Consider the following 23,486-nt stretch of genomic DNA (forward strand, 5'->3'; position numbering starts at 1 on the left):
TGGATCAACGGCAGCAGGAACCCTTTCGCGATGAGCGCACTTGCCCCCGAACTCGTCCTTTCCGGTGGAACCATACATACGCCGAACGGACCCGTGGTCGCCGATGTCGCCGTGCGCGCGGGCAAGATCATCGGCGTCGGGTCCTATCCCGATGCCGCAAAGCGCGTTGACTGCACCGGTCTGGACGTGCTGCCGGGCGTGATCGACAGCCAGGTGCACTTTCGCGAACCGGGTCTGGAGCACAAGGAAGACCTCGAAACCGGAAGCCGCGCGGCAGTCATGGGCGGTATCACCGCCGTGTTCGAAATGCCCAACACCAACCCGAATACCGACACTGTCGATCGGGTGACCGACAAACTGAACCGCGCCCATCATCGCATGCACTGCGACCATGCGTTCTATGTGGGGGCGACGGCGGCCAACGCAGTCGAGCTTGCCGAACTGGAACGGATGCCTGGAACGGCCGGGGTCAAGATTTTCATGGGCGCGTCAACCGGCAGCCTGTTGGTGGCCGAAGACGAACAGCTTGCCCGGGTACTGGCCCACGGACGTCGGCGAGTGGCGATTCATGCCGAAGACGAAGAGCGGATGAACGCCCGCAAGGATTTCCGCGTCGAAGGCGATCCGTCCAGCCATCCGGTGTGGCGTGATGACGAAAGCGCTCTCATGGCGACCAAGCGCATCCTTCGCCTTGCCCGCGAAGCCCGTCGTCCGATTCACATCCTCCACATCACCACGCCTGCGGAACTCGAACTGATATCCCAGCATCGCGACATCGCGACGTGCGAGGTGACGCCGCAGCACCTGACGCTCGCTGGAGAGGACGCCTATCCCCGCATCGGCACGTTCGCGCAGATGAATCCGCCGATCCGCTCCGCTGCCCATCGCGATGGCCTGTGGCAGTGGTTGCGCGCCGGTGTGCCCGACGTTCTGGGGTCCGATCACGCGCCGCATACGCGCGAAGAAAAGGCCAAGCCTTACCCCGCCAGCCCTTCCGGCATGCCGGGCGTGCAGACGCTGTTGCCGTTGATGCTGGACCATGTGGCCAAGGGCAGGCTGACGCTGGAACGCTTGATCGACATGACGTCCAGCGGCGTGCAGCGCGTGTTCGGCCTGGTCGGCAAGGGCCGCATCGCCGCCGGATACGACGCGGATTTCACTGTCGTCGATCGCAAGGGGCGGTTCACCATCACCGAGGATTGGGTCGAAAGCCGCTGCGGCTGGTCGCCTTTCACAGGAATGGAACTGGAAGGCCGAGTCATCGGCACGATCGTCCGGGGCCATACAGCGATGTGGGAAGGTCAATTGGCGAACGAGGCGGTCGGTGAACCATTGCGTTTTGCCGGCGCGCTCTGATCGGAGAGGAAGGCGATCAAAATCGGCGTTCGGGCTCGTTTTGTCTCCGCTGAATATTCGGCTCGTCGCATAATTGAAATCTGACAAGCGCGTTGCGGTCTGTTCAGGTTGGTTGCCATAAAGATGAATGCATACAGCGGATGGAGTCGGATGGCTTTTCCGCCCTCAACTCGGAGGAGTAACGACATGCATTCATTTTTCAAAGCTTCGGCCATCGTTGCCGCCGCCGCCAGCCTGACCACCGCTCTCCCCGCGACCGCTGCGGTCGCGACCCATGCGCCCACCGCCTTCACCGCCCCCGGTGAGCAGGTCAACGACTACGGCCGCTATCATTATTCACGCGAAGACTATCGTCGCGGCTATGGCAACCGGTACGATCGCTATGACCGCTACGATCGCAGGGACCGTGGTGACTACCGCAACGCCCGCTCGTGGCGCGGCAATGACGGCCGTTACTACTGCCGTCGCTCGAATGGCACGACCGGACTGTTGATCGGCGGTGCCGCCGGTGCCCTCCTGGGCCGTGAAATCGACGGCGGGCGTGACCGCACTGCCGGTACGGTCCTCGGCGCGGCAGCAGGTGCTCTGCTCGGCCGGTCGGTCGATCGCGGCGGATCCTGCCGCTAACCCTCACGAACAACCGGTTTCCCTAAGCGAACGGCGACGCAAGGGGGAACCGTCCGGCTGACCGCTCCTTACGGACGGTACGCCAGGCGGAAGGGCGCCCGCGTTCTGCGGGCGCCCTTGAGCCGCATGTACTTCATCAACTTTCACCACCAATACTTCCCGAAATGGCACGCGCCCGAACACATGGCTGGCCCTTCGGCGCGTTTTCGCGTTTCCTGAAAACACAGTCGATGTCTTTGGCTGTTCGAAGGAACGTGCAATGAAAACCCCCGCCCGCTTCGTCATGATCGGTCTCGCCGGTACTCTTCTGCTCGCAGGCTGCGGCAAGAGTGAAAAGCAGCCCACACCCGGGGAAACGGATCCCGCTTTGACGGGGGCGCTGGGCGATCAGATAATGGTCGACCCGAACAAGGCCGGAGGGCAGGGATCGGCGGTTGCACCGGAAGGACGACAGATCACGTTGCCTCCCCAGGATGTGACACCAGAGGCGATTGCGGCGGCCAAAAAGCAGGCAGCAGCAGCGGTAGGGGGAAGTTTGAAGCGGGCGCCTAACCCTTCGCAAGGGAAAGCCAATCCGTTGGCTCAAAATGCAGCAACCGCGGCGCAGATAGCCCAAGGAGCAAAGGCCGCAAGTGCCGATTGCGCGGCCAAAGTCCAATATTCAAATATCTGGGCAGCCAAACTTCCGCCAGAACTCCCTGTCTATCCGCGCGGCGCGGTGCAGGAGGCGGCAGGCGTTGCAAGCCAGGATTGTGCGTTGCGCGTGGTCAACTTCGCTACGCCGGTCGGCATCGATGATGTGATGAGCTTCTACTACACCAAGGTCGCCGGAGCCGGATACAGCACGCAGCATAAGGTCGATGGAAATGACCATATCCTCGGCGGCAAAAAAGATGGCAAAGCCTATGTCGTCTATGCTCGCAAGCAGGCAAACGGACTGACGGAGGTCGATCTTGTCGCAAGCGGCACATAGGCGGTCCGGAGATTAGCGCGCCTTATGTAAGGCCGACCCCAATGACGGCGCGGGGCTGATCCATCTCTCCTGACGCGACAGGGTACGCACAATAATCAGCGGCGTAGTAGCCAGTTGGTCGATGATTGCCGGATAGGCCCACCCCGCCCATTGGTGCCGCGTGGCTCGGGCCAATCGTGGGGCGGTTCCAATTGACGATGCCAGCACGGACGTTGGCCCAGAAACGATTGTATTCCTGAGGCGACCCGCCGACGAGAGAGGCGGCAAGTCCAAATCGCGTAGCGTTGGCTTCGGCGATTGCCTGATCGAAGTCGGACACGCGAATCACCTGCAGCACGGGGCCGAACAATTCCACGTCCGGGCGATCCTTCATCGCGGTCACATCGATAATTGCCGGGCTGAGAAAGGGCAGCGCGTCGTGAAGGCGCACCAAGTGCTTGATCGCCCTGCCACCATGACTGAGCAGATACAGGAAACTTTCAGTCAGGCCGTCCGCCGCAGCATTATCGATCACCGGTCCCATGAACGGAGTTGGTTCATCGAAGGGCCCACCGACGATCACCCGATCAGCCAACGCCTTCACCTCGGCCATCACAGCATCGTACATCGTGTCGCGCACGATCAATCGTCGAGTGGCGGTACAGCGTTGGCCGGCCGTGGCAAAAGCCGATTGCACGATGATGGCGGCGGCATCGGTCAGCTTGGGGGTGTCCCAAACGACCATCGGATTGTTGCCGCCCATCTCCAGGGCGACCATCTTGTCCGGACGCGCGGCGAGACGTCTGTTGATCGAAATGCCGGTATTGGCGGAGCCGGTGAAAAGCACCGCATCAACGCCATCGTGCGCCACCAGCGCTGCCCCCTCAGCCGGTCCGCCGACAGCGCACTGCACTACCGCCGCCGAGATTCCGGCTCGATGAAAGCAGCGCGTCAGCATGTCAGCCGTAGCAGGCGCGCGTTCGCTTGGTTTGAAAATGACAGCGTTCCCGGCAATCAACGCCGGGACGATATGCGCGTTGGGCAAATGCGCCGGGTAGTTATAAGGCCCAAGCACAAGCACAACGCCGTGCGGTTTGTGGCGCACAGCCATCGCCCCTTGCAGCGCCGAATCAAGCTTACGCTGGCTTGTCCGTTCTGCGTAAGAACGGATCGACACTTCCACCTTGGCAATGACGCTGTCTACTTCGGCGCGCGCTTCCCACAATGGCTTGCCCACTTCCCGCGCAATCGTGGCAACAAGTTTTTCCGCGTCTTTTCGTACTTCGTTGGCGAACCGCCGGAGCAGCTCCATTCGTGTAGACAGAGGCTGGGCAGCCCACGACGGCCAAGCCCGTCTGGCCCGCGCGACAATATCCTCGATATCGGCGACCGGACCACGCCAGAGTTCCTTGCCGGTTGCGGGCTCATAAGAGACAATTTCGACCCTGCTCGACCGCTCGTCAGCCGCGACGAACCTGGCAGGTCCGCTGGCTGGCGGGATATGGGTGGCGTCAGCGCCTTCCATCGCGTTCAAGGTTCCGTTCGCATTGCAACTCTCAGAAGAAACTGTCCTTGCACAAGTATCCCTAAGAGTAGCCTAACGTCGAGGTGGGGATCATGCTCCCACCCTTGGACTATCCGGGCAATGTGGGGCGGCACCAAGCGCGACGCCCAGCGAGCGGATGTCAGCTATTTTGCGGTACAAAGCCGACCAATCGTCATGGTCCGCAATCGCACCCCAGATGCGCTCAACTTCTTCGATAAGCAGGTCTGGTGGTGACGGGGCTTGCCAGAAAGGATCGCTGCAATCTGCGACCGACGTGTAGGTCGCCAGCATTGCCCCAAACTCGCTCCCGTCTTTGTGGTTTGCACAACGACGCTCGAAGAAGAAACGGTCAGGGCCAATCTCCTGGTCCACCATCGTCTTTTCCGCAAGCTGGATCAGTTTTGTGTCCGCTTCGAGCCCTTGTGACAGGATGCCAAGCCTCCAGGTAAAGCGTCGGCACATCGCCTGGCCATATAGCGACCCAAAGCGGTCTAGCGCGGCCACGAGCGGGGCGGTTTCGGCCAGCATTCGTAGTGACGATGCAAGCTGTCCACAATTCCACAACACCGCTTCGGGTTGCCGCCCGAAGGAATAGAGGCCCTGATGATCGAAATAGGCGGCGGTGAATCGCGGGTCCCATTTTGGCAACCATCGCCATGGTCCGTAATCGAAGCTTTCGCCCGAAATATTCATGTTATCGGTATTGAGCACGCCGTGAACGAAACCGGCGACCATCCAGGAAGCCGCCAAGTCTGCCATCCGTTCGACAACTTGATGCAGTAACATGACTGCGGGCTCGTCTCGCCCAGGGGCGTCATCGGGGAGCAGGTTGCCGGGATAATTCTCCAGGCAATAATCGACGAGAGCTGCCATGTGCTCACGCTCTTCAAGAGCATACAGGCGTTGAAAGGTTCCTATCCGGATATGGCCGTGCGAGAGGCGAACCATGACCGCTGATCGCGTGGGGGATGGCTCATCACCGCGCCACAGCGATTCTCCGGTTTCGATGACTGAAAATGTCTTGCTGGTGTTGACGCCCAACGCTTCGAGCATCTCGGTGGCAAGAATTTCACGCACCGCGCCTTTCAGCGTCAATCGACCATCACCGCTACGGCTCCAAGGCGTCTGCCCGGATCCTTTGGTGCCCAGATCCAGCAAACGCCCATTGACGTCCCGCATCTGCGCATACAGAAATCCGCGGCCATCGCCCAGTTCTGGATTGTAGGTGCGGAACTGATGCCCGTGATAGCGTAAAGCCAGTGGCTGCGGCAGATTGCCAGGAAGCGGTTCAAACTGACCGAAGTGATTGATCCACTGGACATCATCCAGATGATGCAATCCTACCGTCGCCGCAGCGCGATCGTTGCGCCAGCGAATGATGTGATCCGGAAACCCCGCCGCCTGCACTGGATCGCCGATCCACGAAGCAATTGCCTCGATGCGCGGGTCGGGCCGATAGGAGCCAGCTTGCGGTTCGTTATTCATCAAGCGATAGTGGGGCTGGCAGGTCCGCCGATCAAGGCAAGTCAATTTCTTTGTTTTCCGCCGTTTTAAGGGTAGCTGCCCCAGCATGAAGGTATTCGAAGATCGCTTCTGGTCCAGCAAGGACGGACTGAAGCTGCATTTCCGTGACTATGGCGCTTCACGCCCGGACGACGCTTCGGTCCCGGTGATCTGCTTGCACGGCCTGACGCGCAATGCCCGGGATTTTGATTTTCTGGCCCCTTTGCTCGCTCGGTCACGCCGGGTGATATGTCCGGACCTACGCGGGCGGGGCGATAGCGAATATGCCCGCGATTCCTCCACCTATACCCCCACGCAATACTGCGAAGATATCGTTGCGCTGCTGGATCAGGAGGGGATCGATCGCTTCGTCGCCATCGGCACGTCCTTGGGCGGGCTGATGATAATGGGCTTGGCGACGGTGATGGCCGATCGGATCGCGGGCGCTGTCATAAACGATGTGGGTCCATGGCTAGAGCCTGCAGGGCTCGCGCGTATCAAGGAATATGTTGGCCAGGGGCGGTCTTTCCCCACATGGGTTCATGCCGCTCGCGGACTTGAGGATGTTCAGGGACATGCGCATCCGGGGCACACTTTGGATTTCTGGATCGGTCGGGCGAAGCGCCTCATGACCATCTCGGGAAGCGGGCGTGTGGTATTCGATTACGATATGAAGATCGCCGAACCCTTTCTTGCTCTCGACGTTGATGATCAGATTGACCTGTGGCCAGCATGGGAGGCTCTCAACACCGTGCCGCTGACAGTCTTGCGCGGCGAGTTGTCGGACCTGCTGTCGGAGGAAACGCTGGTCGAAATGGTGCGCCGGATCTCAAGCACCGAGACGGTAACGCTTGCGGATGTCGGGCACGCCCCGACACTGGACGAACCGGAGGCGGTCGCTGCTATCGAGCGGCTGCTGGCCCGCGTGCGCTGACCGGCACGTTGCGGTTTCTCCATCTTCATTCCAGCTTTTCGGCTGGCGGCAAGGAATTGCGCGCAGTTCGGCTGATGAACGTCTTTGGCCCAGCGATCACGCATACCGTCGTTTCCGCTCAGCCCGATGCCTACGGCGCAAGAGTGGCGCTCGAATCAACGATCAACGTCGAATTCACTGCAGATTTTCCTGCGCTTCAAGGCCGACCCACCCCTCTCAGGCTATGGCGCATTGCGAGGGCGATGCGCCACTTCGATCTTATACTTTCGTATAATTGGGGTGCGCTTGATGCTGTTTTCGCCCATCGGCTTTACGCGACCGTTCTTGGTCTGCCTCCTCTCATCCACCACGAGGATGGTTTCAACGAGGACGAGGCAAACGGTCTCAAGACGTCTCGTAACGTCTTTCGCCGAATGGCGCTGACCAGCACAAAAGGTCTTGTGGTGCCGTCTCGCCGGTTGGCAACGATCGCGTTGAAGACATGGCGCCAGCCCCCGACCAAGGTCCATCTGATCGGCAACGGTATCGATACCGAGGCCTATCACCAGCGGCCACCGGTTGACGCCTTGCCCGGCCTTATCAAAGCGCCGGGTGACAAATGGGTCGGAACCCTGGCCGGCCTGCGTGCCGTAAAGAACTTGCCGAGGCTGGTGCGAGCATTTGCAGCGCTTCCTTCGGACTGGCGCTTGGTCATATTGGGAGAAGGGCCAGACCGGTCGGCGATCGAAGCGGAAGCACTTCGATGCGGCATTGCGGATCGTGTCCATCTGCCCGGCTTTGTGCGTGACCCGTCCCGTGCTATCGGCCTGTTCGATCTTTTTGCCTTGTCGTCCGACAGCGAGCAGTTTCCGATCTCCGTCGTTGAAGCGATGGCGACAGGTCTGGCCATCGCTTCACCTGCAGTTGGCGACGTCGCGGACATGGTAGCGATCGAGAACCGAAGCTATGTGACGCCGCCGGGGGACGAGGCTGCACTCGCGTGGGCTATAGCCGAACTGGCTCGTGATCCCGCACTTCGCGAGAGGATCGGCATTGCCAATCGCACTCGTGCGCAAGCAGAATACGACGAGGAAACGATGATTCGATCCTATCGAAAGATTTATGGCGAAGCGATGGGCATCGGGTTTCTCGCGTAAAACCGTGTTCAGCCCCGCTTCACGGCGGGACGCCCACTGATATCCCCGTTGAAAAGCCCCATGCATTCGCTAAACAGCGCCGCATCCGTCCCGATTTTCCGCAGAAAGCGCCCCATCTTGGCTCTGCCTCCCGACACAAATCCGCGCACCGCCGCACAGAACGAAGTCTTCATGCGTGAGGTGGATGACGCCGTCCGGCAGGATCAGATGGAAAGCTTCATGGCCCGCTATGGCAAGCTGGTCATTGGCCTGATCGTTATCGCTCTGCTCGCATTCGGAGGCTGGATCTACTGGGACCACCGGCAGACCAAGGAGCGTGAAGAGCGAGCCGAGGCTTATGTGCAAGCGCTGGATAGTCTTCAAGCGGACAATCTCGATGCGGCCAAGGCCAAACTCACGCCCATCGCGGCCGCCGGATCATCCGATGCCAACGTGACATCGGCCAGACTTCTGCTTGCGGGCATAGCGCTGCGGCAAGAGCGCAAGGCTGATGCATTGAAGCTCTACGACCAAGTCGCCGCCGATACCGGCGCGCCGCAGCCGATGCGCGATCTGGCATTGGTACGAGGGGTCGCCGCCAATTTCGATGCGATGAAACCGCAGGACGTCGTTGATCGTCTCAAGCCTTTGGCAGCACCCGGAAATGCGTGGTTCGGCGTCGCGGGTGAACTGGTTGGCATGGCTTACCTGAAGCAGGACAAGCCAGACCAAGCCGGCCCGTTGTTCGCTGCTATCGCCAAGGATGAGAACATCGACGAGGGACTTCGCAGTCGCGCCCGTCAGCTAGCCGCCGTGTTGGGCGTGGATGCGGTCGAAGATGTCGTGGATGACAAAGGCCAGCCTCTGGGCAAACCAGTCGCGAGTACGGCAAATCAGAATGCCGACGCTTCGGAATGAGCATACCTGTTGAGGATAGTCGCATGAACGCAGTTGCTCGCAAAACCAGCCCCGAAGGCACCCTGCGCGCCCGGAAAGTAGTGCCGCTGATCGCACTCGCCCTGGTTATGGGATTGTCGGGTTGCAAGTTGTTTGGCGGAAAAGGCCCGGCCAAAACACCAACCGTCGGCAATCGCGTACCGATCCTCTCTCGGATCGAAAGCGGCGCGAAGACTGATCCGACGCTTGGCGCGGTATCCGTCATCTTGCCTCCGGCGGAGGTGAATGCGACCTGGGCGCAGGGGGGCGGAACGCCTAGCAAGGCGTACGGCCATCTTGCCCTTGCGGACAATCCGACCCGAGCATGGTCAGTTGAGATCGCGGGGTCCACCAATCGCCGCCGTTTGGCCGCCTCCCCGGTGATCGGAGACGGCAAGCTGTTCGTGATGGACACGAACGGAATGGTCCATGCTTTTGATGCGCAAAGCGGCGCGGCTGTTTGGACAAAAGGCTTTGCCGTTGACGGCAAGAACGAAAGTTCGGTCTTTGGCGGCGGCGTTACATTCGATGCGGATCGCGTTTATGTGACGACCGGCCTTGGGGAAGTCGCTGCACTGAACGCTCGCGACGGCACGCCAGTTTGGACAAAGAAGCCAGCAGGCCCGCTTCGTGGTTCTCCGACGGTTGCCTTCAATTCCGTGTTCGTGATGACACAGGATAACCAGATCGTGGCTCTCAACGCTGCGGACGGAGCATCCATCTGGAACGAATCGGCTTCGCTGACTCAATCCGGCGTCTTTGGTGTGGCTGCCCCAGCGGCAGGCCAAGGCACGGTCATCGCCGGATATTCCTCAGGCGAACTGGTCGCCTATCGCTATGAAAATGGCCGTCAGCTGTGGTCTGACGCATTGGCACGCACGTCGATCTCGACAGAGGTTGGCAGCCTTACTGACGTGGACGCAGATCCGATTATCGATCGGGGCCGGGTCTACGCGTTGGGTCAGGGCGGGCGTATGGCCGCTTACGAACTGGTGACAGGTCAGCGAATCTGGGAACTCAACCTGGCTGGCATATCCACCCCCGCCGTGGCGGGAGACTGGGTCTTCACCTTGGACGACCATGCCGAGATTCTGGCAATAGCTCGATCGACCGGCAAAGTCCGCTGGCTCACCCAACTTGCGCGCTATGACAATCCTAAGAAACGGAAAGGTCCGATTTTCTGGGTTGGGCCGGTGCTGGCTGGTGGCAAGCTTTGGATTGGTAACTCTGACGGCATGGTTGCCACGGTCGATCCGGCCAGCGGTACGATGGCGCAGTTTACCGAGTTGAAGGCGCCGCTTTCTCTGGCGCCTGTCGTGGCCAATCAAACGCTATATATCCTCGACGACTCAGGCCGCATCACTGCCTATCGCTGATCCTTGGTTGCGCCCGGCTCAAAAGGGGAGGGGCGCAACTGGCGATTGGGTTTGTGCGCTCTTAACCAATTGCGGGTAGGCGATCGGTCATGACCACTGCGCGCCCTTCGATTGTCCAACGACCGGCCAGCGATGTTTCGGCCGGCGTAGGCTTATCCGGCGTCGTCGCTCTGGCGGTGTGGCTTGTCATCTGCCGGAATTGGGCGAGTGTCGCTGATCTTCTGTCGATGCCGGGGCCGCGTGCGCCGTTGAGTGGGCCTTATGCGGCGGTGCTGACTCTGCTGATTACCGGCGGAGTGATGACGTGTTGGTCGGTGTTTGTTGATAAAGTGCATGCGCGGCCATCTACTGGGATAGACTGGTCGCGGCGGAGGGCGTTGTCGCACACGCTGGACTATTCGATCACGAAACTGGCCGGGTTGTGGGTGACGTGGGCTTTAATAGCCTGTTTTTATTGCATTTTTAGATGGTATTGGGACGGGCAATACGTTTTTGCGATGCAAGTGCTGGGGGCGGCGGCGGTTCCTTTGTTCGTGCTGTCCGTACCTTATGTGCTGTGGCTCGACCGGGTGATGATCGAGCCGCGTGACGCGTCATGGCACTTCGGTGTATTGGTGACCGGACGAGAAGGCTGGAACCCGGCCGACGTCAGGAAGCATTGGCGCGCGTGGGCGATCAAGGGGTTCTTCGGCGCCTTCATGATCTCCATCCTGCCCGGCGGTTTCAGCCGCATCGTGGAGGCGGATTTCGGCGCCATCGCGCATGATCCCGTGCAACTGGGGTCGCTGCTGATCGAGGGGCTGTTCCTGATCGACGTCCAGATCGGCACCGTGGGATACCTGTTCACGTTCCGCCCGCTCGACGCGCATATCCGCAGCGGCAATCCGTTTCTGGCGGGCTGGGTGGCGGCGCTGATCTGCTATCCGCCGTTCGTCTGGGGAACGATGGGACGGGCGGACGTTCTGGGCTATGAAGTCCACACCGGCGGCTGGGCGTACTGGCTGGCCGGGCACGCCTGGCTGCTGTGGGGCTGGGCCGCGATGATGGTGGTGCTGACCGCCATCTACGCCTGGGCGACGTTTGCGTTCGGGCTGCGCTTTTCCAATCTCACCTATCGCGGCGTGCTGACGAACGGTCCGTATCGGTTCACCCGGCACCCGGCGTACCTGTCGAAGAACCTGTTCTGGTGGACGTCCACGCTGCCGTTCCTGGTCACCAATGCCTCGATCACCGACGCGGTGCGCAACACGGTGCTGCTCGCGGTGGTGAGCGGCGTCTATTACTGGCGCGCGCGTACCGAGGAAGCGCACCTGCTGAGCGAGGACGCGAAGTATCGCGAATACTATGCCTGGATGGCCGAAAATGCGCTGATTACCCGCAGCTTCACGCGCCTTGGCGAGAAGTTGCGCCCGCGCGGCGGTGTGGCCCAACCCGCGGACTGATCAGAGCGCTTCGCTGCCGATCGTTTCATGGGCCGTGACCTGACGGTCGGTAAGGCCGAGCGCGGCGCGCTGCTCGATCCAGCGCTTCATGTGCGGCTGGGCGAAATGGGCCTCGAGAGCGGCGCGGTCGGTCCAGGATTCGACCACCCGGAACAGGCCTGGTTCTAACAAATCTTCCGCGTAGCAGTACGACAGGCAGCCCGGTTCGGCGCGCGAGTGCATGATCACCTCGGCCATCGCCACGCGCGCAGCGTCCAGCGACGGCAGCGGCATGCGAAATTCGCCAGTGACGACGATCACGTCAGAACGTCTTCACCGCGTAGATCCGCGACAGATCGCCGCCCCATTCGCCATTGTAGAGGTCGAGCAGCTTCTGCGCCGGGACTTTGCCCGATGCCACGATCTCCGCCAGCGGTTCGAGGAAGCCGGTTTCGTTTTCACCGCTGGAGTTGAGCCTGCCACGCGCGGCGAGGCCGGAGCGCGAAATCTCGACCACCTGCGCGGCGATGTCCCGCAAGGTGCCGCCCCCCGGAATCGGCGCATCGAGGCCTAGTTTCGGAGCGGCCGAGCGCAGCGTTTCGCGCCCTTCCATGTCCCAGTCCTTGACCAGATCCCACGCCGCATCGAGCGCGCCTTGATCGTACAGCAAGCCGACCCAGAACGCCGGGAGAGCACAGATACGGCTCCAGGGGCCGCCGTCCGCGCCGCGCATTTCGAGGAAGGATTTGAGGCGCACTTCCGGGAAGGCGGTGGACAGGTGGTCCTGCCAGTCCGAAAGCCGCGGCCGCTCGCCCGGAAGGACGGACAGTTCGCCTTTCAGGAAATCACGGAACGACAGTCCGGCGGCATCGATGTACTTCCCGTCGCGGAAGACGAAGTACATCGGCACGTCCAGCATGTACTGGACGTAGCGTTCGTAGCCGAAGCCATCCTCGAACACGAAAGGCAGCATGCCGGTGCGCTGCGGATCGGTGTCCGACCAGATATGGCTGCGATAGGAAAGGTAGCCGTTGGGCTTGCCCTCGGTGAAGGGGGAGTTCGCGAACAGCGCCGTCGCCAAGGGCTGCAGGGCAAGGCTGGTGCGGAACTTCTTCACCATGTCCGCCTCGCTCGAATAGTCGAGGTTCACCTGAATCGTACAAGTGCGCAGCATCATGTCGAGGCCCATCGTGCCGACGCGCGGCATGTGGCGCAGCATGATGGCATAACGGCCCTTGGGCATGATCGGCAGGACGTCCCGCGTCTTGTCGGGCCACATGCCGAGGCCGAGATAGGACTTGCCGATGCGTTCGCCGATGGCCTTGACCTGAGCGAGGTGGCGCCCGGTTTCGGCGCACGTTTCGTGCAGGTCTTCCAGCGGCGCGCCGGACAGTTCAAGCTGGCCCGCAGGCTCGAGGCTGACGTTGCCGTCGGCCCCTTTCATCGCGATGACGTTGCCGCCTTCGATGATGGGTTCCCAGCCAAACTCGGTCAGGTTCATCAGCAGGTCGCGGATGCCGCCGTTTTCCTCGTACGAAGGGGCGTGGTGATCGGCCCTGTCGTAGACGAATTTCTCGTGCTCGGTACCGATCCGCCACGCCTCACGCGGCTTTTCGCCCGCTGCCATCGGCGCGGCCAGTTGATCCAGGTTTTCGATCACCGGATCTTCGCGATCCGATACCTCACGAGTGCTCATGGCGGCGGAATTAGTGCGCGACCGGGGCGGACGCTAGAACTTTTTGTACCGCGCGGTTCAAGAACTGGATTTTGACCAGTCGCCCGCCATCGCCATCCACAGTCCGGTGGCGGAAATGCAGGCGGTTTCGGCCCTCAGAATACGCGGCCCAAGGGTGATGGCGCGTGCCTGGGGGTGAGCGCGAACGAGCGCGCGCTCGTCTTCATCGAACCCGCCTTCCGGGCCGACCAGCAAGGCGGCTGGGCCGGTCTGCGCGGCAAAAGCAGCTGCTGCCGGTTCGCCGCCCTGCTCGTCCGCGAAGAACAGCGTGCGGTCAGCCGGCCAGTCGCGCAGCAGGGTCTGCAGTTTCTGCACCGGTTCGATTCGCGGCAGGGCGGTGCGGGCGCATTGTTCGGCGGCTTCGGTGACGATGGTCGCCGCGCGCTCGGGATTGAGCTTGTCCGCCACGCAGCGGTGAGTGACGATCGGCTGGATCACGGCCACGCCAAGCTCGGTCGCCTTTTCGAGAACGAGATCGAAATTGGGTTTCTTGAGCAGGGCGGTGCACAGTACAAAGTCGGGCACGTCTTCACGCTCGCGCATATGGCGGGTCACGGTGAGCGTTACGTCGCGCTTGCCAGCGGCGATCACTTCGCAGGCCCACTCCCCGGTGGCATCGTCGCACAGGATCACCGCATCGCCGATCGCGACGCGCATCACTTTGCCAAGGTAATGCCCCTGCGGCCCGTCCAGCGTGACCTCGGTGTTTGGCGCCAATGGACCGGGCACGAAAAGACGCGGGGCGGAGCGGGGCGGCCAGGCGGGGGTGGCGGGCATTATCGAGACATATCCTTGCTGACGGACCGCCTTTTCGCGTGCCCGCGTGGCCGATGCAATGCCTGTCGCATACGTTGTGTTCACCAGGCACGTTCACGCATGACAGACGCGGCGGGAGCGACTATTCAGCGTGGCGTGAACCAATCTTCGCTCGTTCCTGACAGCCAGTTGAGTGGCATCATGGCGCTGCTGCCGCCGCGCCTGCGCGACTATGCCATGCTGGCGCGTTTCGACCGGCCGATCGGGTGGTGGCTGCTGTTCTGGCCCTGCGCGTGGGGCGTGATGCTGGCGGGCGGCGAAGAGCGCTGGCCGCTGGTGCTGTGGATGCTCGTCGGCTCGATTGCGATGCGCGGCGCCGGGTGCGTCTACAACGACATCGTCGATGCCGATCTGGATCGCCGGGTGGAACGCACGGCGCTGCGTCCCGTCGCCAGTCGTCGCGTAAGTCGGCGCTCGGCGTGGTCGTGGTTGCTGGTCTTGTGCCTCGTCGGCCTGCTGGTGTTGTTGCAGTTGCGGTTCGAAGCTCAACTGGTGGCGCTCGGCAGCCTGGCGCTGGTGGCCGCCTATCCGTTCATGAAGCGGATTACCTGGTGGCCGCAGGCGTGGCTGGGGCTTGTGTTCACTTGGGGCGCGCTGGTCGGCTGGATCGAGATTCGCGGGGATCAGCTGGGCGCCCTGGCGGCGCTCTATGCGGGATCGATCGCATGGTGCATCGGCTACGACACGATCTACGCGCTGCAGGACCGGGAAGATGACGCGCTTGTCGGCATTCGGTCCTCGGCCTTGCGGCTGGGATCGCATGTCCGGGCGGGGGTCGGCGGATTCTATGCGTTCGCGCTGGCGATGTGGGGGCTGGCGTTCTGGCTGGTGCGGCCCGATTGGGTCGCGCTGATCGCGCTGGGGCCGATGGCGCTTCACTTGGGCTTTCAGGTGCTGACGCTGGACGCGGATGACGGCGGCAATGCGCTCGCCCGGTTCCGCGCCAATCGCGACGCGGGGCTGGTCATGGCGCTGGCGTGCTGGGTCGTGGGGAATGCCGGCATCGTCTGAGGTGCGACGCTTGGCTATTGCGCGGCCAGCAGTTCCTCGGCCGCGCCCAGATCGACGCTGACGAGGCGCGATATTCCCTTTTCCACCATCGTCACGCCGAACAGGCGGTGCATGCGGCTCATGGTGACGGCGTTGTGAGTGACCACCAGATAGCGAGTCTCCGTCTCGCGGGTCATGGCTTCGAGCAGATCGCAGAACCGCTCAATATTGGCGTCGTCCAGCGGGGCGTCCACTTCGTCCAGCACGCAGATCGGGGCCGGATTGGTCAGGAACAGCCCGAAAATAAGGGCCACCGCCGTCAGCGCCTGTTCGCCGCCCGATAGCAGCGTCAGTGACTGAAGCCGTTTGCCCGGCGGCTGCGCGTAGATTTCGAGGCCCGCCTCCAGCGGATCGTCCGAATCGACCAGCGCCAGATGCGCCTGGCCACCCTGGAACAGCTGCTGGAACAGGCGGCGAAAATGGCCGTCCACCGCTTCGAACGCGGCGCGCAGGCGCTCTCTTCCTTCGCGATTGAGGTTGCCGATCGAGCCGCGCAGGCGGTTGACCGCCTCGATAAGGTCCGCCTTTTCCGTGGCGCTGACGCCCAGCTGGCCCTCGGCCTGTGCCAGCTCTTCTGCCGCGACGAGGTTTACCGGGCCGATGCGATCGCGTTCGGCAATGAGGTTGTCCATCGCTGCCGATTCGGTGGGAGTCGTGCCGACGCTGGCGGAGGCGAAGGCGAATCGTTCCGGCAGGACGGGCGGGGGGCACTGGAAGCGATCGCCCGAATGGCGCGCCATCTCCACCCGCCGCGCGTCCTCATTCTCGGCGCGGGCCACTGCTCCCGCTCGTGCCTCCCGCGCGGCGGCAAGGGTTTCCTGCGCTGCGGAAAGCGCGGCGTCCGATTCCTCTGCCCGAGCGGCGGCGGCGTTCACCGCCTCGTCCGCTTTTCGAAGTTCGTTGCCAAGGCGCGCGCGGACGGTTTCCGCCTCGTCGATCTGGCGCGCCAGGGCAGGGGGTTTGGCGGCAACGATGGCGCGTTCGGTTTCGATCTCCTCAACCCGCCCCGCCATCTGCGACAGGCGGACGGAGGCATCGCCCGAGCGTGCCTGCCAGCTCCTGATGTCGGCGCGCTGGGCGATCGTGCGCTCGCGGGCGACCGCCAACCCCTGATCGTGAGACGCAAGCGTCGCCATCGCCGCCTGCAAGGCAACCCGCGCGTCGGTATTATGCCCGCGCGCCTTGTCCACGTCGGCCCGGCCGCTACCCGGATCGGGCAAGGCACTCAACCGCTCGGTGGCCTTTTGCAAATCACCCTGAGCCTGTTCGCGCTGACCGGTCAATTCGGCAAGCGCGGCATCCAGCTCGTCGCGACGGGCGCGTTGGCGGTTGCGCGCGTCCTCTGCCTTGTCCACGGCGCGAAGGGCAGCGCGCTCCGCTTCGGCGGCAGTGGCGATAGCCCGCTCGGCCGCCACCAGACGGGTCGCGAGCGCGCTCAATTCCGCCTGCACATCGTCTTTCCGGGTCTGCGCCCTAGCGACCGCATCGCGCAAGGGTGGCAGCCGCAATGCCAGATCGGCGAACCGGTTCTCCGCTTCCAGCCGCGCCGCCTCGGCAGCGCCTTCACCGCGCGCAACGAAGCCGTCCCAACGCCGCAGCACGCCGTCCCGAGTCACCAGCCATTCGCCCGGTGCCAGCACGCGACCGTCGTCCGCTTCGACGACGTGGACCAGCGCCAGGCGAGCGGCGAGCTGTGGCGGGCATTCCAGCACATGCGCAGCCAAGGTGTCGGCCACGGTGGACGGAGCAGGCGCGCCGGTCCAGTAGCGGCCATCGGCCCCGGCAATTGCGCCCAAACGCGCCTTGGCATCGCGCCCCAGAACGGCGGCAAGCGCGCGTTCGTATCCCGGCGCGGCCCGCACCGCGTCGATAGCCTCGGGCAGACCATGAGCCGCCTTGGCGCCTTTGGTCCGTGCTTCCCGATCCCGCAGCAGGGCGGCATGTTCGCGATCCACCCCGGTCAGGTCGGCCCGCGCGGTCGCCAGTTCGGAGGCGACGGTGTCCCGCTCCCCCTGCAGCGCCGATTTTTTGGCCTGCATGTCATCCAGCCCGCGCCGGCTCTCGCTCAGGCGAATGGTCGCGATCTCGACTTCGGATCGGGCGGCGTCGATCGCCGTGTCGAGGTCCTGGGCGAGAGCCAGAGCGGCGATCTGCTGGCTGATCCGGGCGGCCTCCGCCTCCAGTCTGGCGGCGCGGTCACGGGCCTGGGCGACTTCCGCTTCGGCGATCCGCCACTCGGCCTCCACCCCGGCCTGCCGGGCCGTCGCCTGCGCCAGATCGAGTTCAGCCCTGCGTGATGCCTGCTCGGACGCATCGACCTGATTGGCAAGGCGGGGACGAGCGGCTTCGTCGGCTGCCAGCTGTCGTTCGCCGTCAGCCAGATCGCGTTCGAGCCGGGTCAACGCTTCTGCCGCATCGCGCGTCAGCCGATCGGCGTCGCGGCGATCCTCGTCCAGGCGAGTGCGCTGGCGGTCAAGATCGGCCAGGCGCTGCTCCGCCGCTTCCAGCTGGCTCGTCAACGTCGCCATCCGGTGACCCTGCGCATTCGCATCGTCGCGCCGGTCCGCCAGTTGTTCTCTTGCGCTCGCCAGTGTCTGCGCCGCCTGGGCCTGTTGATTCTGGGCCTCGCTTGTCAGACGCTGGGCAATCGCGACGCGCTGCTCCGCCGCTTCGGCCTGCTTGCGCGCACTGTCCGCCGCCGCTGCCGCATCGCGCCAGCGGGCGAAGACGACCCGCGCCTCGGCCAGCCGGATCTGGTCGGACAGGACGGTGTAGCGTTCCGCCGCGCGGGCCTGCCGGCGCAAGGTGACGACCTGCTTGTCGAGGCTGGCCATGATATCATCCAGCCGGGCAAGGTTCAGTTCGGTGGCGCGAAGGCGCTGTTCTGCGTCCTTGCGGCGGACGTGAAGCCCCGCGATCCCCGCCGCCTCTTCCAGCATCGCGCGGCGTTCGGCGGGTTTGGCGGCAATCACTGCGGCGATGCGGCCCTGGCTGACAAGGGCGGGGCTGTGCGCGCCGGTGGCGGCATCGGCGAAGATCAGCGCCACGTCGCGCGCGCGGACGTCACGGCCATTGATGCGATAGGCGCTACCCGCGCCGCGCTCGATCCGGCGGACGACCTCAAGATCCTCGCGCGATCCGTCCGGGCGGACGGCGGTTTCCGCTTTCAGGATGACTTCGGCGAAAGCGCGTGGGGGGCGCCGGTCGGTGCCGGCAAAGATCACGTCCTCCATCCCGCCGCCGCGCATGGATTTGGGCGAACTTTCGCCCATCACCCAGCGGATGGCTTCCAGAAGGTTGGACTTGCCGCAACCGTTGGGGCCGACCACGCCGGTCAGCCCCGGTTCGATCCGCAGTTCAGCCGGCTCTACAAAGCTCTTGAATCCACTGAGCTTCAGCCGGTGTATGCGCATCGGGTCAGAATATCAGCGCGCGCCGGCCTGTTGCAGCTTGGGCTCGACATCCTTCCACGCGCCCGACCCGATCGAATTGCCGTTGATCATGAAGCTGGGCGTGCCGGTGATGTTGTATTCCTCGGACGCTTTCTGCGTCTGGTCGGCCAACGCCTTGGCCTTCGCCGTATCGGCAAGGCAGGCGTTGGCCTGATCCTTGGCGATCCCGCGCGAGGCGAAGAAATCGACCATGCCGGAAATCTGGGCGATGGCGGCGATCTGCTTTTCCTTGGGCAGGGATTCAATCGCGGCCAGCTTGTCCTGTCCTACAGCCTGGATGTTCTGGAACATCGTCGGTTGCCAGGCCCAGAATTGCTCGCTCAGGGGGATGACCGCCTCGGTTGCGCCGCACGTCGTCAGCAACGATGCCGGAACGTCGAACGGGTTGAGCATGAAGTACCGCAGTTCGTAGCTGACCCGACCGCTGGCGACGTAATCGTCCCGCAGCTTCGGGAAGCCTTCCTTCGCGAAATCCGCGCAGTGCGAGCAGCTGAGCGCGCCGTATTCCACCAGCTTGATCGGCGCTTCCGGGTTGCCCATGCGATAGCCGCCTTCGGCGGTCTTCTCAATCATGTCAGACCAGGATTTGCCTGCCGGGGCTGCGATCTTGCCGATCGGGGTGGCGGACGTAGCAGCCCCCGTGGGCGCTGCCGCGTCATCCTTTTTGCCGCAAGCGGCCAGACCAAGCGCCAGCGGCATGGCGACGATGCCAAGGGCGGCAAGACGAAAACGGATCATCAGGCAAATCCTTTGAGAATGATGGTGATGGCTAGCGCATGAAACGGCCGAAGACAAAGCGCTTGCGCGGCCAGTCTCCACAGCGAAGTCAGTCTCCACAGCGAAGTCAGCCTCCACAGTGAAGGCAGTCTCCACAGCGAAGGCGCGAGGTCGGGAGCGTGCCGGCTCAGATGTTGCCGGCGCGTTCCTTGGCCAGGGTTTCGGTTATGGCCTTGGACACGCCATCCCAGTCGTGCGCGTCAATCGCCTTACCGTTGACGGCGAAGCTGGGCGTGCCCTGGAAGCCGAACCCTTGCGCATCGACCTGTTGCGCTTTCAGCATATCGAGCATGGGCTTGCTGGCGAGGCAGGCATCGGCCTGGGCGCGGCTGATGCCCCAGCTTTCCATCTTGGGGTAGAAGCCCAGATCGTTGGCGATGGCGCGCTTGCGATCGATGTCAGGCCCTTGATACCAGCGGCGCTGCTGGTCCTGGCCGATTTTCTCGATCTTGCCGAGCCAGACACTCTGCGACGCGAAGAACGCGTTGTGCCTCACGAAGAACCGCTTCGGATCGCCGCAGTTGGCCAGCAGCGCCACCGTCAGATCGACCGGGTTACGCAGCAGGTTGGTGATCGTCACCGAAACCTGCCCCTTGGCCACCAGGGTCAGCCGCAGGGCAGGGTCGGACTCCTTGTGGAATTCCGCGCAATGGGGGCAGGTATAGCTGACGTATTCGGTCAGCTTCACCTGAGCGTTGGGGTTGCCGAAGCGATGGCTGCCGTTCGCGGTGACGGCGGTATCGCTCGTCCAGTTCCGGGTTGCCGGGGGAGTGGCGGGTTTCTTGGACGGGGCGGCGGCCACGCTCACTGCGGCGCAGACGGCGATTGCTGCCACGCGCGCGACGGTGTTTCGGATGGTAGAGGATGTGAAGAAACGCATCACTGGTCTTCCTGATTCTTGGCCTCGATACTGCGGGCCAGCGACTCAAGCACGGCTCGAAGCTCCGGGTCCCCGATATCCCTTAGCGATTCACCCAGTTCGAAGGGAACCGGTTTCAGCGAGGGCGGCGCGGCGCGCGGTTGTGCGGGGGGCGGGGATTTAACCTCTCCCTGCCGGATTTTGACGCGAGCGACGGCGTTGTACCCGAAGAAGCGGTTTACCCGATCGATGATTTCGGGGATCACGTGCTGGATCATCGGCGCATGAGCGGCGACGACGACGAGTTGCAGGATGCCCTCGCTCTTTTCACCGGGCGGGAAGCGGATCGATTCGGGCGAGCACACGCGTGCATGGCGCGGCCCGACGATTTCCGGCCAGCGCGACACCACGCTGGACTGCACGAAGCCAAAGCGACGAAAGGCGGTGCGGCCCACTTCGGGCATCAGTTCAGAGATCGGACGCACGCCGCTGCCGCGCGGGCGTTCGAACACTTTGGCCCCAACGCCCTTGCCGGTGCCCCCTTTTCCGCCACCGGACCTGGACGGCTTGCCGGATTGCCCGGTTTTATCAGATTGTTTGGGTGGGTCCCGTTCCATTGTCGGGCCTCCAATGCCATAGCACGCGGATGGACGCCAGTTCGGATACCGCCGGAATCGAGGCGGCCGCGCAAGATCTGCTCCGCTGGTATGATGCCCATGCCCGCGATCTGCCCTGGCGGGCACGGCCGGGTGCGCCAGCCACGGACCCTTATCGCGTGTGGCTGTCCGAAGTCATGCTGCAGCAGACGACGGTCGCCACGGTCAAATCGTACTTTGCCGCGTTCACCGCCCGCTGGCCGACCGTCGAGGCGCTGGCCGCCGCGCCGGAGGGCGATGTCATGGCCGCCTGGGCGGGGCTGGGCTATTACGCCCGCGCCCGCAACCTGCTGGCCTGCGCTCGTGAAGTGGCGGGACGTGGCGGCGCATTTCCCGATAGCGAAGACGCATTGCGCGCGCTGCCGGGGCTGGGGGCCTACACCGCCGCCGCCGTCGCCGCGATCGCGTTCGGACGCCGGGCGGTCGTCGTCGACGCCAATGTCGAGCGCGTCATCTCTCGCCTGTTCCAAATCGAAGAGCCGCTTCCGGGTGCCCGCATCGCGATCCGGGCCAGCGCTGACCGTATCACACCGGACCGGCGAGCAGGGGATTTCGCGCAGGCGATGATGGACCTTGGCGCGACGATCTGCACCCCCAAGGCCCCCCGCTGCCTGCTGTGCCCGCTGTCCCGCCACTGCATCGCCAGGGCAAAGGGGGAGCCGGAGCGCTTGCCGGTCAAGGCGGCGAAGAAGGCCAAGGGCACACGTCAGGGAACCGCCTTCTGGATCGAGCGAGCGAGCGGCGACCAAGCCGAGGTGTGGCTGGTGCGTCGCCCCGGCAAAGGCATGCTGGGCGGAATGCGCGCGCTCCCCGACGATGGCTGGGCCGCCCGTCAGGATGGATCGGGCGAGGCGCCATTGCCGGGGCCATGGGATCTGGCCGGCAAAGTGGACCATGTGTTCAGCCACTTCGCTCTCGAACTGAAACTCGCGGTTTATCGCGGCTCGGCGATACCCGTGCTGGACAGCGATAATGGGGAGTGGTGGCCCGTGGATCGCATCGAGGAGGCCGGATTGCCGACTTTGTTTGCAAAGGCCGCCCGCCTGGCGCTCGCAACCCGACAGGAGCTGGCATGACCGAACACCTGCGCGCGGACCTTGATCGCCGTGCCTTTCTGAGCATGGCCGCCGCCGCTGGGATCGGCGCGGCGATGTGGCCAAGGATCGCCTGGGCTGCGGCCCAGCCGGAACTGATCCCGAACGTCCGCGCGGTCGTTGAGCGGTGGGTCGGCCCCGGCAAGTTACCCGGCATGATCGCCTCGCTGGGCCTGCCGGGCCGCGATCCCAACTATGTCGCGCGCGGGACGGAGGGCTTCAACGATCCCGATGTCATCACGCCCGACAGCCTGTTTCGCATCTATTCGATGACAAAACCAGTCACGGCGATGGCGGCGATGCAGCTGATCGCGCAGGGGCGGATGCAGCTTGACCAGCCGGTGTCCGACGTTCTGCCCCGGTTCCGGGATCTCTCGGTGCAGGATACCTATGACGGTTCGATCACCGCGCTGCACCCGTCACCGCGCCCGATTACCATGCGCCACGTGATGACGCATACGTCCGGCATCGGCTATTCCATCGTCCAGACCGGCCCGATCAAGAAGCTGATGCAGGACAAAGGTCTGGTGCCCGGACAGGTCAGCCGACTGATCCCGGTGGGGCTGGACTGGGGCACCCCGGTTCAGGGGCTGGATCGCTTTGCCGATCGCCTTGCCGATGTGCCGCTGGTGGCCGATCCGGGCACGCGGTGGAGCTATTCGATGGGTCTGGACCTGATGGGCCGCGTGATCGAGGTAGTGACCGGCAAACCGTTCGACCGCTATCTGCAGGAAACGATTTTTGGCCCTGCAGGAATGACCAGCACCTGGTTTCAGGTTCCTGCGTCAGAGGCCCATCGGCTGACGACGAACTACGCCGCCATCGGCTCTATCCTGGCGCCGATCGATGAAGGGGCGAATTCCATTTATCTCGACAAGCCCGCCTTCCCGTTCGGCGGGGCTGGGCTTGTCAGTTCACCCCGCGATTACGACCGTTTCCTTCGGATGCTGGCGCAGAAGGGTACGATCGACGGGGTTCGGGTGCTGGACGAAAGCGCGGTGCGCATCGGCACGTCGGACCTGCTCCCGCCCGGCGTCACCATGCCCGCGATGTTCGGCGGCCCTTCCGGTTTCGGCGCGGGCGGGCGCGTCGGTCGCGGGGCAGAGGCGGGAATCTATGGCTGGTCCGGCGCGGCGGGCACGGTGGGCATGGTCGACATGATCCATGGTCTGCGCTCGCAGATATTCGTGCAGTTCATGCCGCCCAATGCCCTTGACCTGCTGCCCGAATTTCAGAAGGCGCTGAAAGCGGACGTGCTTTCGATCCTGGAGAACCGCTGAC

The 23,486-nt window shown here is 63.5% G+C and carries 20 protein-coding genes; 11 read left to right on the forward strand and 9 right to left on the reverse strand.

From position 1 onward, the window contains the following. Positions 1-30 precede the first annotated feature (30 nt). From ACZ1JM_RS15005 to ACZ1JM_RS15015, 3 genes are all read left to right on the forward strand, one after another. Positions 31-1,356 (forward strand): dihydroorotase, encoded by a 1,326-nt coding sequence (locus tag ACZ1JM_RS15005; protein ID WP_465133174.1) that lies wholly within the window; start codon positions 31-33, stop codon positions 1,354-1,356. A 186-nt stretch (positions 1,357-1,542) separates the two neighbouring features. After that, complete coding sequence (locus tag ACZ1JM_RS15010; protein ID WP_465133175.1) at positions 1,543-1,983, forward strand: glycine zipper 2TM domain-containing protein; 441 nt, start codon at positions 1,543-1,545, stop codon at positions 1,981-1,983. Positions 1,984-2,242: 259 nt separating this feature from the next. Further along, positions 2,243-2,956, forward strand: a complete 714-nt coding sequence (locus ACZ1JM_RS15015; protein ID WP_465133176.1) for a hypothetical protein — start codon at positions 2,243-2,245, stop codon at positions 2,954-2,956. Positions 2,957-2,978: 22 nt separating this feature from the next. Here the strand turns inward: ACZ1JM_RS15015 and ACZ1JM_RS15020 are convergent, their stop codons facing one another. Together ACZ1JM_RS15020 and ACZ1JM_RS15025 are read right to left on the reverse strand one after the other, a co-directional pair. Then, positions 2,979-4,460, reverse strand: a complete 1,482-nt coding sequence (locus tag ACZ1JM_RS15020) for a succinylglutamate-semialdehyde dehydrogenase (RefSeq protein ID WP_465133177.1) — start codon at positions 4,458-4,460, stop codon at positions 2,979-2,981. 90 nt (positions 4,461-4,550) lie between these two features. Further along, complete coding sequence (locus ACZ1JM_RS15025; RefSeq protein ID WP_465133178.1) at positions 4,551-5,966, reverse strand: protein adenylyltransferase SelO; 1,416 nt, start codon at positions 5,964-5,966, stop codon at positions 4,551-4,553. An 85-nt stretch (positions 5,967-6,051) separates the two neighbouring features. On the opposite strand from ACZ1JM_RS15025, the gene ACZ1JM_RS15030 reads away from it, so the two are divergent. The 5 genes from ACZ1JM_RS15030 (at position 6,052) to ACZ1JM_RS15050 (ending at position 11,787) form a co-directional block, all read left to right on the forward strand. Then, the gene (locus tag ACZ1JM_RS15030) at positions 6,052-6,918 is read left to right on the forward strand and encodes an alpha/beta fold hydrolase (protein ID WP_465133179.1); all 867 of its coding nucleotides are present in this window, start codon (positions 6,052-6,054) and stop codon (positions 6,916-6,918) included. An 8-nt stretch (positions 6,919-6,926) separates the two neighbouring features. After that, positions 6,927-8,054 (forward strand): glycosyltransferase family 4 protein, encoded by a 1,128-nt coding sequence (locus ACZ1JM_RS15035; protein ID WP_465133180.1) that lies wholly within the window; start codon positions 6,927-6,929, stop codon positions 8,052-8,054. Positions 8,055-8,171: 117 nt separating this feature from the next. Next, complete coding sequence (locus ACZ1JM_RS15040) at positions 8,172-8,951, forward strand: tetratricopeptide repeat protein (RefSeq protein ID WP_465133181.1); 780 nt, start codon at positions 8,172-8,174, stop codon at positions 8,949-8,951. Positions 8,952-8,974: 23 nt separating this feature from the next. Continuing rightward, complete coding sequence (locus ACZ1JM_RS15045; RefSeq protein ID WP_465133182.1) at positions 8,975-10,345, forward strand: outer membrane protein assembly factor BamB family protein; 1,371 nt, start codon at positions 8,975-8,977, stop codon at positions 10,343-10,345. A gap of 89 nt (positions 10,346-10,434) precedes the next feature. Beyond that, positions 10,435-11,787, forward strand: coding sequence for a methyltransferase family protein (locus ACZ1JM_RS15050; protein WP_465133183.1), 1,353 nt, complete (start codon positions 10,435-10,437; stop codon positions 11,785-11,787). Here ACZ1JM_RS15050 and ACZ1JM_RS15055 read toward each other — a convergent pair whose 3' ends face one another. The 3 genes from ACZ1JM_RS15055 to ACZ1JM_RS15065 are packed head-to-tail and all read right to left on the reverse strand — an operon-like array spanning position 11,788 to position 14,278. Then, a complete protein-coding gene (locus ACZ1JM_RS15055; RefSeq protein ID WP_465133184.1) occupies positions 11,788-12,087 on the reverse strand; it encodes a putative quinol monooxygenase in 300 nt (99 codons plus the stop codon). A 1-nt stretch (position 12,088) separates the two neighbouring features. After that, positions 12,089-13,462, reverse strand: coding sequence for a glutamate--cysteine ligase (locus tag ACZ1JM_RS15060; protein ID WP_465133185.1), 1,374 nt, complete (start codon positions 13,460-13,462; stop codon positions 12,089-12,091). 57 nt (positions 13,463-13,519) lie between these two features. Beyond that, positions 13,520-14,278 (reverse strand): 16S rRNA (uracil(1498)-N(3))-methyltransferase, encoded by a 759-nt coding sequence (locus ACZ1JM_RS15065; protein ID WP_465133186.1) that lies wholly within the window; start codon positions 14,276-14,278, stop codon positions 13,520-13,522. Between the two features lie 99 nt (positions 14,279-14,377). Here ACZ1JM_RS15065 and ubiA point away from each other — a divergent pair, with 99 nt between their 5' ends. Further along, complete coding sequence (ubiA, locus tag ACZ1JM_RS15070; protein WP_465133187.1) at positions 14,378-15,328, forward strand: 4-hydroxybenzoate octaprenyltransferase; 951 nt, start codon at positions 14,378-14,380, stop codon at positions 15,326-15,328. Positions 15,329-15,342: 14 nt separating this feature from the next. Here the strand turns inward: ubiA and ACZ1JM_RS15075 are convergent, their stop codons facing one another. The 4 genes from ACZ1JM_RS15075 to ACZ1JM_RS15090 form a co-directional block, all read right to left on the reverse strand. Further along, the gene (locus tag ACZ1JM_RS15075) at positions 15,343-18,780 is read right to left on the reverse strand and encodes a chromosome segregation SMC family protein (protein ID WP_465133188.1); all 3,438 of its coding nucleotides are present in this window, start codon (positions 18,778-18,780) and stop codon (positions 15,343-15,345) included. A 12-nt stretch (positions 18,781-18,792) separates the two neighbouring features. Next, positions 18,793-19,557 (reverse strand): DsbA family protein, encoded by a 765-nt coding sequence (locus ACZ1JM_RS15080; protein ID WP_465133189.1) that lies wholly within the window; start codon positions 19,555-19,557, stop codon positions 18,793-18,795. Positions 19,558-19,723: 166 nt separating this feature from the next. Beyond that, a complete protein-coding gene (locus ACZ1JM_RS15085) occupies positions 19,724-20,476 on the reverse strand; it encodes a thioredoxin domain-containing protein (protein ID WP_465133190.1) in 753 nt (250 codons plus the stop codon). After that, complete coding sequence (locus tag ACZ1JM_RS15090) at positions 20,476-21,072, reverse strand: DUF721 domain-containing protein (protein ID WP_465133191.1); 597 nt, start codon at positions 21,070-21,072, stop codon at positions 20,476-20,478. The genes ACZ1JM_RS15085 and ACZ1JM_RS15090 overlap by 1 nt, the downstream gene beginning before the upstream one ends. 29 nt (positions 21,073-21,101) lie before the next feature. Here ACZ1JM_RS15090 and ACZ1JM_RS15095 point away from each other — a divergent pair, with 29 nt between their 5' ends. After that, a complete protein-coding gene (locus ACZ1JM_RS15095) occupies positions 21,102-22,187 on the forward strand; it encodes an A/G-specific adenine glycosylase (RefSeq protein WP_465133192.1) in 1,086 nt (361 codons plus the stop codon). After that, positions 22,184-23,485, forward strand: coding sequence for a serine hydrolase domain-containing protein (locus ACZ1JM_RS15100; RefSeq protein ID WP_465133193.1), 1,302 nt, complete (start codon positions 22,184-22,186; stop codon positions 23,483-23,485). The genes ACZ1JM_RS15095 and ACZ1JM_RS15100 overlap by 4 nt, the downstream gene beginning before the upstream one ends. Position 23,486: the final 1 nt, after the last annotated feature.

It is taken from the genome of Novosphingobium sp. BL-S-24 (genome assembly GCF_055521575.1).

Excerpts from the sequence above, each read along its gene's own strand:
- ACZ1JM_RS15005 (WP_465133174.1), top strand. The coding sequence starts at position 31 with ATGAGCGCACTTGCCCCCGAACTCGTCCTTTCCGGTGGAACCATACAT.
- ACZ1JM_RS15010 (WP_465133175.1), top strand. The coding sequence starts at position 1,543 with ATGCATTCATTTTTCAAAGCTTCGGCCATCGTTGCCGCCGCCGCCAGC.
- ACZ1JM_RS15015 (WP_465133176.1), top strand. The coding sequence starts at position 2,243 with ATGAAAACCCCCGCCCGCTTCGTCATGATCGGTCTCGCCGGTACTCTT.
- ACZ1JM_RS15020 (WP_465133177.1), bottom strand. The coding sequence starts at position 4,460 with ATGGAAGGCGCTGACGCCACCCATATCCCGCCAGCCAGCGGACCTGCC.
- ACZ1JM_RS15025 (WP_465133178.1), bottom strand. The coding sequence starts at position 5,966 with ATGAATAACGAACCGCAAGCTGGCTCCTATCGGCCCGACCCGCGCATC.
- ACZ1JM_RS15030 (WP_465133179.1), top strand. The coding sequence starts at position 6,052 with ATGAAGGTATTCGAAGATCGCTTCTGGTCCAGCAAGGACGGACTGAAG.
- ACZ1JM_RS15045 (WP_465133182.1), top strand. The coding sequence starts at position 8,975 with ATGAACGCAGTTGCTCGCAAAACCAGCCCCGAAGGCACCCTGCGCGCC.
- ACZ1JM_RS15050 (WP_465133183.1), top strand. The coding sequence starts at position 10,435 with ATGACCACTGCGCGCCCTTCGATTGTCCAACGACCGGCCAGCGATGTT.
- ACZ1JM_RS15060 (WP_465133185.1), bottom strand. The coding sequence starts at position 13,462 with ATGAGCACTCGTGAGGTATCGGATCGCGAAGATCCGGTGATCGAAAAC.
- ACZ1JM_RS15065 (WP_465133186.1), bottom strand. The coding sequence starts at position 14,278 with ATGCCCGCCACCCCCGCCTGGCCGCCCCGCTCCGCCCCGCGTCTTTTC.
- ubiA (WP_465133187.1), top strand. The coding sequence starts at position 14,378 with ATGACAGACGCGGCGGGAGCGACTATTCAGCGTGGCGTGAACCAATCT.
- ACZ1JM_RS15075 (WP_465133188.1), bottom strand. The coding sequence starts at position 18,780 with ATGCGCATACACCGGCTGAAGCTCAGTGGATTCAAGAGCTTTGTAGAG.
- ACZ1JM_RS15080 (WP_465133189.1), bottom strand. The coding sequence starts at position 19,557 with ATGATCCGTTTTCGTCTTGCCGCCCTTGGCATCGTCGCCATGCCGCTG.
- ACZ1JM_RS15085 (WP_465133190.1), bottom strand. The coding sequence starts at position 20,476 with ATGCGTTTCTTCACATCCTCTACCATCCGAAACACCGTCGCGCGCGTG.
- ACZ1JM_RS15090 (WP_465133191.1), bottom strand. The coding sequence starts at position 21,072 with ATGGAACGGGACCCACCCAAACAATCTGATAAAACCGGGCAATCCGGC.
- ACZ1JM_RS15095 (WP_465133192.1), top strand. The coding sequence starts at position 21,102 with ATGGACGCCAGTTCGGATACCGCCGGAATCGAGGCGGCCGCGCAAGAT.
- ACZ1JM_RS15100 (WP_465133193.1), top strand. The coding sequence starts at position 22,184 with ATGACCGAACACCTGCGCGCGGACCTTGATCGCCGTGCCTTTCTGAGC.